The sequence below is a fragment of the Flavobacterium algicola genome, from assembly GCF_022399565.1.
Lineage (GTDB): Bacteria > Bacteroidota > Bacteroidia > Flavobacteriales > Flavobacteriaceae > Flavobacterium > Flavobacterium algicola.
The window spans coordinates 409,262-422,695 of sequence record NZ_JAJTUT010000002.1; the positions used below are offsets into that span (position 1 = coordinate 409,262).

The 13,434-nt window shown below is 35.9% G+C and carries 11 protein-coding genes and 3 tRNA genes; 4 read left to right on the forward strand and 10 right to left on the reverse strand.

Going from position 1 to position 13,434, the window contains the following annotated elements:
* The first annotated feature begins 1 nt into the window (after window position 1).
* The gene (locus LXH21_RS08550) at window positions 2-535 is read left to right on the forward strand and encodes a hypothetical protein (protein ID WP_239864716.1); all 534 of its coding nucleotides are present in this window, start codon (window positions 2-4) and stop codon (window positions 533-535) included.
* On the opposite strand, the gene LXH21_RS08555 is transcribed toward LXH21_RS08550, so the two are convergent.
* The 4 genes from LXH21_RS08555 to LXH21_RS08570 all read right to left on the reverse strand — a co-directional run bounded on the left by LXH21_RS08555 (window position 536) and on the right by LXH21_RS08570 (window position 2,200).
* Window positions 536-1,768 (reverse strand): tyrosine-type recombinase/integrase, encoded by a 1,233-nt coding sequence (locus tag LXH21_RS08555; protein WP_239864725.1) that lies wholly within the window; start codon window positions 1,766-1,768, stop codon window positions 536-538. It abuts the gene before it with no gap.
* A gap of 121 nt (window positions 1,769-1,889) precedes the next feature.
* Window positions 1,890-1,963: transfer RNA gene (locus tag LXH21_RS08560), tRNA-Arg, on the reverse strand.
* Between the two features lie 30 nt (window positions 1,964-1,993).
* A tRNA-Pro gene (locus tag LXH21_RS08565) sits at window positions 1,994-2,068 on the reverse strand.
* 48 nt (window positions 2,069-2,116) lie between these two features.
* Window positions 2,117-2,200: transfer RNA gene (locus LXH21_RS08570), tRNA-Ser, on the reverse strand.
* A gap of 242 nt (window positions 2,201-2,442) precedes the next feature.
* Between LXH21_RS08570 and LXH21_RS08575 the strand changes: the two genes are divergently transcribed.
* Window positions 2,443-3,621 (forward strand): acetyl-CoA C-acyltransferase, encoded by a 1,179-nt coding sequence (locus LXH21_RS08575; RefSeq protein ID WP_239864727.1) that lies wholly within the window; start codon window positions 2,443-2,445, stop codon window positions 3,619-3,621.
* Between the two features lie 72 nt (window positions 3,622-3,693).
* Complete coding sequence (locus LXH21_RS08580) at window positions 3,694-4,452, forward strand: C40 family peptidase (RefSeq protein ID WP_239864729.1); 759 nt, start codon at window positions 3,694-3,696, stop codon at window positions 4,450-4,452.
* 188 nt (window positions 4,453-4,640) lie between these two features.
* Here the strand turns inward: LXH21_RS08580 and lgt are convergent, their stop codons facing one another.
* The 6 genes from lgt to LXH21_RS08610 form a co-directional block, all read right to left on the reverse strand.
* Window positions 4,641-5,567, reverse strand: a complete 927-nt coding sequence (lgt, locus tag LXH21_RS08585; protein WP_239864731.1) for a prolipoprotein diacylglyceryl transferase — start codon at window positions 5,565-5,567, stop codon at window positions 4,641-4,643.
* A 93-nt stretch (window positions 5,568-5,660) separates the two neighbouring features.
* The gene (gene yidD / locus LXH21_RS08590) at window positions 5,661-5,906 is read right to left on the reverse strand and encodes a membrane protein insertion efficiency factor YidD (protein ID WP_239864733.1); all 246 of its coding nucleotides are present in this window, start codon (window positions 5,904-5,906) and stop codon (window positions 5,661-5,663) included.
* A gap of 106 nt (window positions 5,907-6,012) precedes the next feature.
* Window positions 6,013-7,491, reverse strand: coding sequence for a cysteine--tRNA ligase (gene cysS / locus LXH21_RS08595; protein ID WP_239864735.1), 1,479 nt, complete (start codon window positions 7,489-7,491; stop codon window positions 6,013-6,015).
* 156 nt (window positions 7,492-7,647) lie between these two features.
* Window positions 7,648-8,319, reverse strand: a complete 672-nt coding sequence (gene folE / locus LXH21_RS08600; RefSeq protein ID WP_239865760.1) for a GTP cyclohydrolase I FolE — start codon at window positions 8,317-8,319, stop codon at window positions 7,648-7,650.
* A gap of 264 nt (window positions 8,320-8,583) precedes the next feature.
* Window positions 8,584-9,807, reverse strand: coding sequence for a pyridoxal phosphate-dependent aminotransferase (locus tag LXH21_RS08605; RefSeq protein WP_239865770.1), 1,224 nt, complete (start codon window positions 9,805-9,807; stop codon window positions 8,584-8,586).
* A 161-nt stretch (window positions 9,808-9,968) separates the two neighbouring features.
* Window positions 9,969-10,358 carry a DUF1573 domain-containing protein gene (locus LXH21_RS08610; RefSeq protein ID WP_239864737.1) on the reverse strand — a complete coding sequence of 130 codons (390 nt, stop codon included), beginning with the start codon at window positions 10,356-10,358 and terminating at the stop codon, window positions 9,969-9,971.
* A 214-nt stretch (window positions 10,359-10,572) separates the two neighbouring features.
* Between LXH21_RS08610 and LXH21_RS08615 the strand changes: the two genes are divergently transcribed.
* A complete protein-coding gene (locus LXH21_RS08615) occupies window positions 10,573-13,206 on the forward strand; it encodes a valine--tRNA ligase (protein WP_239865774.1) in 2,634 nt (877 codons plus the stop codon).
* The last annotated feature ends 228 nt before the right edge of the window (window positions 13,207-13,434 follow it).

Genomic DNA, 13,434 nt, shown 5'->3' on the forward strand with positions numbered 1-13,434 from the left:
TATGAATAAAATTACTATATCATTATTTTCATTTTTAGCTTTAATTTCTTGTAAAAACAAAAGCACAGCTGAAGAAAATATTAAAAGAGAAAAATATACAATAGATAGTTTAAAGATAATGGACCGAGTAAAAGAACGCTCGGAAAAATTATTAGAAAAAACCAGAAAAGATTTTTACCTAGACACTACTGGCGTTTCAAAATCTCCTATTAAAGTTACAAATAGTCGATTAATTAAAAAAGATTACTCAAACTACAAAGACATCGAATTGACTTTTGTAAACGTATCTGAAAAAAAAATTCAAGCAGTAAGATTTGAATGGTATGGCGAAAACTCCTTTAAAGAACCAGCTGAAATGGGAAGTTATTCTTTACTAGGTGAAGGAGGTGGATTTACCGATGAGATAATTAACCCTGGTCGTACTAGAAAATCACAGTGGAGTATTTCTTCTGTAGACGCAAAAAGAGTAATTGCTGCTAGAGCGTATGAGGTAGCTTTTACAGACGGTACAACATGGAAACTTAGAAACGATTAACTATTTCAAACATTCAAAAGGCGAAATAATTTCAAATAGCGCCATGTCTCGCACTTTTTCGGGATATTTATCTTTGTAGTAGTTGTCAACATCATCACGCTCGTGACCCATAAGCTCACGGGTGATATCGCTTTCGATCATTAATACTTTGGCACGGTTGGCAAAACTATGTCTTGCTACCTTCACTGCGATGTGGCCACCATCTGGTTGTACTTCAAGATTCAGTTTTTCTTGAATATAAATCAGGGCGCGCTGGTAGGTACGCCTAAATATTTCATACTCATTTTTTTCTTTTCCCCAAGGAAAAAGCCATTCAGAACTCGTTTTATACTTATTTATAATTTCAGCCGCTTTTGGGTGCAATTTCAAGTCAATTCGGGTTCCGGTATTGGTTTTGGTCCTTTCAAAAATAACGCGTCCTTTTCTCAACTGGCGCTCCTTTAAGTAATAGATATCAATCAAATCGCAGCCGCCAAAATAGAACTGCAGCAAAAATAGATCGAGGTACTTTTGCTTTGCAGTTGCTTTAAATAAAGTAGTCGTTTCAAGTTCGGTAATCGCTTCACGCTCCAGGTACTTTTTTCTAGAATCATAGGCACGCACTTTTAAGCCCGAAAAAACAGTGGCAAATGGTTTTTCGTCTACCAAACGATGGATCATAATTCCTTTGTTGTAAATGGTGCGCAAGGTACGAAGGTAAAGATGTATCGTACTTTTTGAATTTCCAACGCTCAGGTTGTAGTTTTTAAAGCGCTGCAAGGTTTCGAAATCTAGGTTCTGCAAAGAAGTATTTTGAGCAAAATTCCCAAATTGCGCGATCACATTTTTGTAACATTTAATATTACCAATTATTTTGTTGCTTCCTTTAAGGTCATATTTCGCCATTTCGGCTGCCATTTTCTCCATTTCGGCAATCAAGCCATCAGCATATTCGATAAAACCAATTTGCGAAAAATCAACGGCAAACAATTCTTGATACACTTTATCGATATCAGTCATGCTTTTTAAAATCAGTTTGCGCGCTTTGATCTTTAAATTCATCAAAATAGGAGCGAGGGTATCATAATCAGGATGTTTCTCTGAAATTGTCTTACCATCAACCAAAAAATGTTTTGATTGACAAAAAGCAATGTTTTTTCGTTTCCTTTTCCCCTGGTGCGAAATACTCACCGCCAAAGGAAATCCTTGGCCGGTTTCTTTTTCGTTATCGAATAATTTGATCTCAATTTTCATATGCAAAAAATATGCAAAAATGTATTAAAAAGTGGTGTTTTGTCGTTGTAAAAGTACTTATTATTCCAACACAAAAATCCCTAAACGCAAAAAACCCACTGAAAACAGTGGGTTTTTAATGTGAAGGCAGAAGGATTCGAACCTTCGACCGCCTGCTTAGAAGGCAGGTGCTCTATCCAGCTGAGCTATGCCTCCATTTCTTTTAAAACTAATGGTAAAGTTTAGTCGGGGTGGCAGGATTCGAACCTGCGGCCTCCTGCTCCCAAAGCAGGCGCGATAACCGAGCTACGCTACACCCCGTAACGATTTTCAATAAACAAAATTTAAAGCTTGCACTTTAAAAATCTGCGGAGGGACAGGGACTCGAACCCTGGCACCGGTTACCCGATGACAGTTTAGCAAACTGCTCCATTACCACTCTGGCACCCCTCCTAAGCTCAGAGAAACTTGTCTCGTTTTGCGGTTGCAAATTTAAGACATCTTAGCGTTACTCACAAGTATTTTGGAACTTTTTTTTATGTTTTTTTCGTAATATTTCAAAAGGTATTCACAATCAAACATATAGCAAAATCATTTTATCAAAAATATTTTCTTAATAACACAATCGTTAAATCAAAACCAAAAAATTGTCTAAAAAACATTAAATTTGCTTAGCTAACAAAATAACTACTACTATGAGCCAAAGAATAGTCATCGTTTCTGCAGTCAGAACTCCAATAGGAAGTTTTATGGGAGGTCTCTCCACTGTTCCAGCACCCGAACTTGGTGCTATCGCTATAAAAGGTGCATTAGATAAAATAAATTTAGATCCTACTTTAATTGATGAAGTCTATATGGGCCATGTCGTACAAGCAGGAGCAGGTCAAGCACCCGCAAGACAAGCCGCGCTACTGGCCGGGTTACCAGATACTGTTCCATGTACTACAGTAAATAAAGTGTGTGCATCGGGTATGAAAGCCGTGATGTTTGCTGCGCAAGCAATTGCTTGTGGTGATGCCGAAATCGTTGTGGCAGGAGGGATGGAGAACATGAGCATGATTCCTCATTATGCACAGCTGCGTAACGGAACTAAATTTGGCCCAGCCACTATGGTGGACGGAATGCAAAGAGATGGTCTTGTAGATGCTTATAATAATCAAGCTATGGGAGTTTGTGCCGATTTATGCGCTACCGAATACAATATATCACGTGAAGAGCAAGATGCTTTTGCAATAGAATCATACAAACGATCTGCCATTGCTTGGGAGGCAGGGAAATTTGATAACGAAATCGTCCCGGTGGCTGTTAAGCAACGCCGAGGTGATGCAGTAATTATCAGTAAAGATGAAGAGTTCTCTAATGTCTTTATTGATAAAATTCGCAACTTAAGAGCGGTATTTACACCAGAAGGAACTGTGACGGCAGCAAATGCTTCAACAATTAATGACGGAGCAGCCGCATTGGTCTTAATGACCGAAGAAAAGGCAATCAGTTTGGGTATTCAACCTATGGCATACATTTTAAGTTATGCCGATGCCGCACAAGAATCAGAAAAATTTACAACTACACCTTCCAAAGCTTTGCCTAAAGCTTTAGCTAAAGCAGGAATGACACAAGAGCAAGTCGATTTTTTTGAATTTAATGAAGCTTTTGCTGTAGTAGGTTTAGCAAATGCAAAAATTTTAAATATCGATGCCGCAAAAATGAATATCAACGGTGGAGCTGTTTCCTTGGGGCATCCATTAGGTTGTTCGGGTGCGCGTATATTGGTAACTCTAATTAATGTATTAGAGCAAAACAATGGTAAAATTGGTGCCGCAGCTATTTGTAACGGTGGTGGTGGTGCATCGGCAATGATAATCGAAAAAGCATAATTATAAAATCAGTTATTCGACTTCTATCAAAAAAAGAATAAGACGAACTACTCAACTCATAAACAACAATACATGTTTGGAATTTGCAATCTGGCTATAATCCCCCTTCGGTTTGAACCGTCGGATCGAAGTGAAATCGTATCCCAAGTACTCTTTGGAGAACATTTCAAAGTCTTAGAACAACTCAAACAATGGTACCGCATCCAATTGCAATATGATGGATACGAAGGATGGATTGATTCCAAACAATGCCAATTGATCACCGAAGTCAATTACGAACAGTTAAATGATAGTGCTATTGTTCTTAATGCCGATTTGATTGAGTACATCACAACTCCTACCAATTTACTAATTCCAATTCCGCTGGGATCGTCACTTTCGTTCCTAGACAGCGAAATGAATACAAGTAAATTTGAGTTTGAAGGAGCCAAGGTCGAAGGAATTAAAAATAAAACGAATTTGATTAATACAGCTTATTTGTACTTGAACGCCCCTTATCTATGGGGGGGGAAAACGCCTTTTGGAGTAGATTGTTCGGGTTTTACGCAGATGGTTTATAAGCTGAATGGATACAAGCTACTTCGTGATGCTTCGCAACAAGCAGCGCAAGGGGAGCCACTTAGTTTTATAGAAGAGAGTGAACCAGGAGATTTAGCCTTTTTTGATAATGATGAAGGGAATATTACACATGTGGGAATCATCATGGAGGACAATTACATCATTCATGCTAGCGGAAAAATAAGAATTGACCGCTTGGACCATCTCGGGATTTATAATCCAGAGACCAACAGGCACACACATAAATTAAGAGTAATCAAAAAGATTATCTAATTACCTATTACTCTTCGATACGTAATCTAGTTTGTTTAATTTCTAGCGAAAGTATTTTTATTAAATATTACTTAATGGTTTTTAGGTTATTCAATACTGTTGTAATAGTTACTATAATCACCAAATAAAAAGCGGTTCCTTTATTACTAAGTGAGGGAACCGCTTTTTTATATATTAAACTGTATTTCTTAAACTTGATTTGTCTTTTTGGCAGTAAATACAAAGTACAAACCAATTAGGATGAACGGAATACTCAACCATTGTCCTGTAGATAGGATGTTTCCTAAATCACTCTCGAATCCACCTTGACTTTCTTTTACCGACTCTACTACGATACGAACGCTGAATAGTAAAACTAAAAACAAACCGAACAAATAACCTGATTTTTGTCTTGCTTCTGTTTTCCAATAAAGGAAAAATAAAATTGCAAATACAAAGATGTAGCAGAAAGCCTCATACAATTGTGCTGGATGTTTTAAAGGTACTTCTTGTAACAAAGCGCTAAATTGAGAATTAGTTGCTATAGCATTGTAAGCTTGACTTGGATCCTGAATTCCCGTTCTCATAATAGCTTCTCTAGCAGAAAAATGGTCTCTCACAAACTGAATTCCAAAAGCCGATTCAGTAGCTTTCCCAACAATTTCAGAGTTAAAAAAGTTACCCAAACGCACAAAAACAGCACCGCTAGCAACAGCAATTACAATACGATCAAGCATCCATAATAGGGGGCGTTTGATGACTTTTTTGCAAAAATAATACATTGCAACGATAATAGAAATTGCAGCACCATGACTAGCAAGTCCTTGAAAGCCAGTAAATTCAAATGGGTTAAAACGGAATGGTAAAAATATTTCGGCCAAATGATTGCGGAAGTATTCCCAATCATAAAACAAGACATGTCCTAGTCGAGCGCCGATCAAAGTGGCAAGAACAGTCCAAACAAAAAGAGAATCCAGTTTTTCAATAGATTCGCCTTCACGTTCAAAAATATTTTTCATGATGTACCACCCTAGTCCAAAAGCAATTACAAACATTAGGCTGTAAAATCGAATGATAAAAAAGCCTAAATCAATTCCTTCTGCGGGGTTCCATACGATGTTTAAAGCGTGTGTCATTATATATAAATTTGGGGTAAAAATACAGTTTTAGTTTAGAGTTTCAATATTAATTTGCTGTTATGGCTGGTTATTAAGAACAGTTTAACAACCTTAATTTGTGTTATGGTGATCACAATTTTTCTTAGGAACGGGGTCGTAGCCCGTTTTCCCCCAAGGGTGACAGCTCAAAATTCTTTTCAGTCCTAGATAGCCACCATAGAGTAAACCATGAGTTTGCAAAGCTTCAATCATGTACGAGGAGCAGGTAGGTTCAAATCGACAAGTAGCAGGGGTAAAAGGTGAAATAGCCGATTGATAAAAACGAACAAGAAATACAAAGGGAGTCGTTAATTTCATTTTAAGCAGATTATAAAATTACAAAAACAGAAGCATTGTAAAGTGAAAATTCTTTGAGTGCGAAAGGAAAAAGGTTCAACTGTAATTTACAATTGAACCTAATTATTTATATTGTGAAGCTAGTACCTTCTTTACCATCTTTTAATTGAATTCCAATTGCAAGTAACTGATCTCTAATTTGGTCAGACAATGCAAAATTCTTATCGGCTCGTGCTTGATTGCGCATTTCGATTAGTAGATTAACAGTGCCTTCCAGTTTGTCATTTTGACTATTAGATGATTTTTCATTTTCTAATCCCAACACATCAAATAAAAGGTCATTCATGGCCTTTTTAAAAGTAGTTAAGTCTGCTTCAGTCAAAGTTTCTTTACCATCTTTCAAAATGTTTGTGTAGCGAACGCCTTCAAACAAATGAGCAATTAAAATTGGTGTATTAAAATCGTCATTCATAGCATCATAACAAAGTTGTTTCCATGCTGCAATATCAAGACTGCTGGTTTTACTGGTAGGAATTTGATTTAGAGTGTCCAGTGCTTCCATCAAACGTTTATAACCTTTTTCAGCGGCTACAATGGCATCATCAGAAAAATCCAAAATACTTCTGTAATGTGCTTGCAACATAAAAAAACGAGCTACAGAAGCGGGAAACGGTTTGCTCAGTATAGTGTTGTCGCCAGAAAGTATTTCGCCGGGTAAAATATTGTTTCCGGTAGACTTAGCCATTTTTTTACCGTTTAGGGTAAGCATATTGGCATGCATCCAGTAATTTACAGGAGTTTGTCCCGTGCAAGCTTCATTCTGTGCTATCTCGCACTCGTGATGAGGGAATTTTAAATCCATTCCGCCACCATGTATGTCAAAATGGTTACCAAGATATTTGGTACTCATTGCAGTACATTCTAGGTGCCAACCTGGGAAACCTTCTCCCCATGGAGATGGCCAACGCATGATGTGCTGCTGTTCTGCTTTTTTCCATAAAGCAAAATCTTGCGGATTTTTCTTGTCCGATTGGCCGTCCAAATCTCTTGTATTAGCAAGCATGTCTTCGATATTTCGACCGCTTAGAATACCATAATTATGATTTTCATTGTATTTAACTACGTCAAAATAGATAGATCCATTAGCTTCATAACCAATTCCAGAAGCTACTATTTGCTTTATAATTTCAATTTGTTCTATGATATGACCTGTAGCCGTAGGTTCTATACTCGGAGGTAAAAAGTTAAACGCTTTCAAAGTCTGATGAAAATCAACCGTGTAACGTTGTACAACTTCCATAGGTTCCAATTGCTCCAAACGTGCTTTCTTAGCAATCTTATCTTCACCTTCATCAATATCATCCACCATATGTCCTACATCGGTAATATTACGCACGTAGCGCACCTTGTAGCCCAAGTGAATCAAATAACGAAAAATAATATCAAACGACATAAAAGTACGCACATTTCCCAAGTGCACATTGCTGTAAACAGTTGGACCACAAACATACATCCCTACATTACCCTCATGAATTGGGGTAAAATTTTCTTTTTCTCCAGAAAGAGAATTGTATAATTTGATATTTTGAGTGCTATATAAAGGCATTTTATTTTTTTTTGGAGCTTATTCCTGCTGTCCGCTGTATCTTTTTATGGCAAAAAAAGCCATAAAAAGGATGCCGCTTCCATCAGGGCTAGGGCAAATGGGTACGATTGAAACTTTTATAATTCTATACTATCTTCCTGTGAAGGATGACTTATATTAAAATTTTGTCTCTAGTTTGATATAATCCAAGAATTCGCGTCTTGTTTTTTCTTCTTTAAATTTTCCACCAAATTCAGATGTAACAGTACTGCTTTCGATATCTTTAATTCCGCGAGAGTTTACACAAAGGTGTTTGGCATCAATAACACAGGCAACATCCTCTGTTCCTAGTGCAATTTGAAGCTCTTGCACAATTTGCATTGTCAAACGTTCTTGTACTTGTGGTCTTTTTGAATAATGTTCAACGATACGGTTCATTTTTGATAAACCAATAACTCTACCACTAGAAATATAAGCAACATGTGCTCTTCCAATAATAGGTAATAAATGGTGTTCGCAAGTAGAGTAGAGGGTGATGTTTTTTTCAACCAACATTTCTCCATACTTGTAATTATTATCAAATGTAGAAGCTTTTGGTTTTTTGTCTGGATTTAATCCACCAAAGATTTCTTTTACAAACATCTTAGCCACACGATTAGGTGTTCCCTTGATGCTGTCATCTGTCAAATCCATTCCTAGCGTTTGTAGAATGCTTTCAACATCTTTCTTGATCAATTCAATTTTTTCTTCGTCACTTATTTCAAAAGCATCGTCTCGAACTGGGTTTTTTGCAGATGTAGCAATATGATTATCTCCTATTTCATCATGCAATTCTTCACTATGTATCATCAAATTATTCTATTATAAAAGCGGTTATTTTTAAGCGAGCAAAGTTAATTAATTAATATCAAACTATGTAATTCGACAAAAGTTAAATAAAACTTTTTATATTAAAAAAATAACGGTACAACCATTTGTATGGGTCGCTACCGTTATTTCTATTGTAATTTTGTGTTTTATATATGTAAATTCAGTCTTGTAAAATATTATAAAACTACTGGTAATCTGATTGTCAGTGTTCAAATAATTACAATCAAAGTTAAATTTACTTTATTAGTCAATGACCATTGGTTTCTTGTATTTGATGGCTTTGTACACTTTAAGTGCTTCTTTCAATATCACTACCGAGCGAATTAAGTCTTCTTTCTTTAACACATAAGCCATACGCACTTGATTTTTACCCATTCCCGGAGTCGAATAAAATCCTGCCGCAGGAGCTATCATTACCGTTTCACCATCCAATTCATAATTTTTCAATAACCATTTGGCAAAGTGATCGGTATCTTTAACTGGCAATTTAACGATGCAATAAAATGCAGCTTTAGGTAAAGTAACTTCAACACCTTCGACCTTATTTAATTCAGTTATCAACGTATCTCTACGTATTTTATATTCCTTAATCGTTTTTGTAAAATAACTCTTTGGCGTATCAATAGCAGCTTCACATGCTATTTGCTCAATTGTAGGAGGACATAAACGCGCTTGTGCAAATTTCATTGCAGTAGCAATTACGTCTTTGTTTTTGGTAACCATGCAACCAATACGAGCACCACACATACTATATCTTTTGGATACAGAATCAATCATGATAACGTTTTGCTCTAGACCAACAAGATTCATTACAGAATAATGAATGTCTTCTGGATCATAAATAAATTCACGATAAACCTCATCAGCAATTAAGAACAAATCATGTCTTTTTACCAACTCTCCCAATTGTGAGATTTCTTGTTCTGAATATAAGTTACCTGTAGGGTTACTTGGATTACAAATTAATATCGCTTTTGTTTTTGGGGTAATTAAACTTTCAAATTTCTCGATAGATGGCAATGAAAATCCATCTTCAAAATTAGAAGTAACAGGCACAACTTTAGCTCCTGACTCTTCAGAAAAGGCGCTGTAGTTGGCATAGAAAGGTTCTGGAATAATAACCTCATCACCTGGATCCATAATACTTCCCATTGCAAATAACAAGGCTTCAGATCCACCAGTAGTAATCATGATATCTTTTGTATCTACGTTTACATGTTGTCTTCTAAAGAAGGAAGCTAGTTTTTTTCTGTAGCTTTTATTCCCTTCAGATGGACCATATGCAATAACGTCTAGATTGATATTTTTGATGGCTTCAATTGCTTTCTCTGGACTTTTAATGTCTGGTTGACCAATGTTAAGATGGTAAACTTTTAGTCCTTTTCTATTTGCAATGTCTGCAAATGGAGCAAGTTTACGTATTGGAGACTGAGGCATTTTTTTTCCTCTAATGGAGATATTAGGCATGTTAATGATGGTTTGGTACAAATTTGCGAATTTTTTGTGAACACGCATATTCTTTTACCGTTTAATAAAATGTTTTAATATCGAATTATAAAATCGTTAAAAAATGATAATAATAACACGAATTTTAACCTACTATGGTTATTTTAAGAAGATAGCTTTGCTTAATTAGCAATGACATCCCCTTTAATTTTTAAAGGTATTCTCCCGCCGTCGTAATTTGCGGCATTAGTTTCTACAGTAATTGTTTTTCTAATTGGGCCAGGAGTTAAAATGTATTTAATTTCAATCTTACTAGATTTGCCAGGTTGTATTGTCTCTGGTGTTTTTGATAAAATGATACAACTAGTAGTTGACTGTACGGCATAAATAAATAATGGGGCGTTTCCTGTATTTGCAAATTCAAATACGCGAACTCCATTATCGTAACCCTTTTTGATAGTTCCAAAATCGATGGTGTTGTTTTGGGCTTTGAAGTCAATTTTAGCACCATTTTGTGCAAATCCGATACTGCAGAACAGCACGAATGCGATAAAAGTGGCTAGTTTTTTCATGGTTTTTGTTTTTGTCAAAGTAAAGATACTTGCTTTTAATTAGGACACAAATTTTTATTTCGCTTTTTATAGTGTACTTTATTATTTACTTTTGTTCCCAAATAGAATTACAAGAATCAGACCAAAGTACAAAAGATGATTTCCAAACGCTCTTATTTACATGATAGTTCAAGGAAATTTTTCTAATTTAATGATTAAACTTATCTACGATAAAATGACAATTCCCGCACAATTCGACGCCGAAACAATTGAGAATAAATGGTATGACTACTGGATGAAAAACAACTATTTTCATTCTGAACCAGACCATAGAACACCATACACTATTGTAATCCCACCTCCTAATGTCACTGGGGTGCTGCACATGGGGCATATGTTGAACAACACAATTCAGGATGTATTAATTCGTAGAGCGCGTTTAAAAGGTTTTAATGCATGTTGGGTACCTGGTACTGACCATGCTTCTATTGCTACAGAAGCGAAAGTGGTTGCGAAATTAAAATCAGAAGGAATTAATAAAAATGACCTGACACGCGAAGAGTTTTTAAAACATGCTTGGGACTGGACAGAAAAGTATGGTGGTACTATATTGGAGCAATTAAAACAATTAGGTTGCTCTTGTGACTGGGAGCGAACTAAATTTACCATGGATCCTGATATGTCAGCCTCTGTAATCAAATCATTTGTGGATTTGTACAACAAAGGATTAATCTACCGCGGATACCGTATGGTTAACTGGGATCCAGAAGCAAAAACTACTTTATCGGATGAAGAAGTTATTTTTGAAGAAAGACAAGGAAAACTATATTTTCTAAGATATAAAATTGAAGGTACAGAAGATTATTTGACAATCGCAACAACGCGTCCTGAAACTATTTTTGGTGATAGCGCTATCTGTATCAATCCAAATGACGAGCGCTTTACACATTTGAGAGGTAAAAAAGCAATCGTACCTATATGTGGACGTGTGATTCCGATTATTGAGGATGAATATGTTGACATTACGTTTGGAACAGGATGTTTGAAAGTAACACCTGCCCATGATATGAATGACAAAACACTAGGGGAGAAGCACAATCTTGAAATCATTGACATCTTTAATGAAGATGCTACTCTTAATAGTTTTGGTATGCACTACCAAGGTCAAGATCGTTTTGTGGTTCGTGAGGCTATTGCCAAAGAACTGGAAGAAAAAGGAGACTTAACCAAAACAGAAACGCACTTAAATAAAGTAGGAACATCTGAAAGAACCAAATCGGTTATCGAGCCAAGATTATCAGACCAATGGTTCCTTAAAATGGAAGATTTGGTGAAGCCAGCGATAAAATCAGTATTGGTAGATGGTGATGTAAAATTACATCCAGCTCGTTTTAACAATACATATGCGCATTGGCTGAACAACATTCGAGACTGGAACATTTCTCGTCAATTGTGGTGGGGACAGCAAATTCCAGCTTATTTTTATGGAGATGGAAAAGAAGATTTTGTTGTAGCTGCTTCTATCGAGGAAGCTGTGATTTTGGCGCAAGCTAAAACTTCTAACTCCTCACTTTTAATCTCTGACCTTAGACAAGATGTTGATGCCCTAGATACTTGGTTCTCTTCTTGGTTGTGGCCAATGTCTGTTTTTGGAGGTATTATGGATCCTGAAAGCGCAGATTTTAAGTATTACTATCCCACCAATGATTTGGTTACTGGTCCAGATATCTTATTTTTCTGGGTTGCTCGTATGATCATTGCAGGGTACGAGTATGCAGGAGAAAAACCATTTACAAATGTGTATTTGACAGGTTTGGTACGTGACAAGCAAAGACGTAAAATGTCTAAGTCATTAGGAAATTCGCCTGAACCATTAGAGTTGATTAAGAAATTTGGTGCTGATGGTGTACGTGTGGGATTACTCTTGAGTGCTTCTGCTGGTAATGATATTATGTTTGATGAAGAATTGTGTAACCAAGGGAAAGGTTTTTCAAATAAGATTTGGAATGCTTTTAAATTGATTAAAGGTTGGGAAGTTTCTAGCGAAATAGAACAACCAGAATCATCAAAAGTGGCTATTGAATGGTACGAAGCAAAATTCCAACAAGTGCTGGCTGAAATTGAAGATAATTTTGATAAATACAGAATTTCTGAAGCTTTAATGGGAATCTACAAACTAGTTTGGGATGATTTCTGTTCATGGTTCTTAGAAATGATTAAACCAGCTTACCAACAACCTATTGATAGTATTACTTTTGCAAAAGCAATCGAAATGCTAGAAAATAACTTGAAATTACTACACCCTTTCATGCCATTCTTAACCGAAGAAATTTGGCAGTTGATTGCTGAAAGATCTGTAGAGGAAGCTTTGATTGTATCAACATGGCCAGATTCAAAATCATTTGACGCTAGCTTGATAGTAGATTTTGATGTAACAATGGAAATTATTTCTGGAATTAGAACAATTCGTAAGGACAAAAATATTCCGTTTAAAGATGCTATCGAATTGAAAGCAATTAATAACGATTCAATTTCTACTTATTTTGATACTGTAGTGTCTAAATTAGGTAATTTGGCATCATTTGAATATGTAGCAGAAAAAGTTGATGGCGCATTATCATACCGTGTAAATTCGAATGAATACTTTATTCCGGTTGCAGGTACTATTGATGTTGCTGCAGAAATAGAAAAATTGACAGCAGAATTGGCCTATACCAAAGGTTTCTTGAAATCGGTTCAAGGAAAATTGTCGAATGAAAAATTTGTAGCAGGTGCGCCAGAAAAAGTTATCGCAAACGAACGACAAAAAGAAGCAGATGCTATTGCAAAAATTGAGACAATTGAACAAAGTATTGCTGGCTTAAAATAATAGTTATCATTTTTAAAATAATTAAAAATCCCGGATATTCCGGGATTTTTTAATTTGTAACAGTTTGACAATGTTAGACTTGGTAAAATAGTTCTACTGGTTACCATTTTTGAACATTATATTATTTCTTTGCATGTGCTCCAAATTTGCAGAATTGACCTTTAGATTTGTCCTACTTAAATAGGTAAACAATTCTACGCTTTCGAAAAAAAAGATAGTAATTATAAA

Bases quoted from the DNA above. Each gene is read 5' to 3' on its own strand.
- LXH21_RS08580 (WP_239864729.1), top strand. From the start codon at position 3,694: ATGTTTGGAATTTGCAATCTGGCTATAATCCCCCTTCGGTTTGAACCG.
- yidD (WP_239864733.1), bottom strand. From the start codon at position 5,906: ATGAAATTAACGACTCCCTTTGTATTTCTTGTTCGTTTTTATCAATCG.
- LXH21_RS08550 (WP_239864716.1), top strand. From the start codon at position 2: ATGAATAAAATTACTATATCATTATTTTCATTTTTAGCTTTAATTTCT.
- LXH21_RS08555 (WP_239864725.1), bottom strand. From the start codon at position 1,768: ATGAAAATTGAGATCAAATTATTCGATAACGAAAAAGAAACCGGCCAA.
- cysS (WP_239864735.1), bottom strand. From the start codon at position 7,491: ATGCCTTTATATAGCACTCAAAATATCAAATTATACAATTCTCTTTCT.
- LXH21_RS08575 (WP_239864727.1), top strand. From the start codon at position 2,443: ATGAGCCAAAGAATAGTCATCGTTTCTGCAGTCAGAACTCCAATAGGA.
- folE (WP_239865760.1), bottom strand. From the start codon at position 8,319: ATGATACATAGTGAAGAATTGCATGATGAAATAGGAGATAATCATATT.
- lgt (WP_239864731.1), bottom strand. From the start codon at position 5,567: ATGACACACGCTTTAAACATCGTATGGAACCCCGCAGAAGGAATTGAT.
- LXH21_RS08615 (WP_239865774.1), top strand. From the start codon at position 10,573: ATGACAATTCCCGCACAATTCGACGCCGAAACAATTGAGAATAAATGG.
- LXH21_RS08610 (WP_239864737.1), bottom strand. From the start codon at position 10,358: ATGAAAAAACTAGCCACTTTTATCGCATTCGTGCTGTTCTGCAGTATC.
- LXH21_RS08605 (WP_239865770.1), bottom strand. From the start codon at position 9,807: ATGCCTAATATCTCCATTAGAGGAAAAAAAATGCCTCAGTCTCCAATA.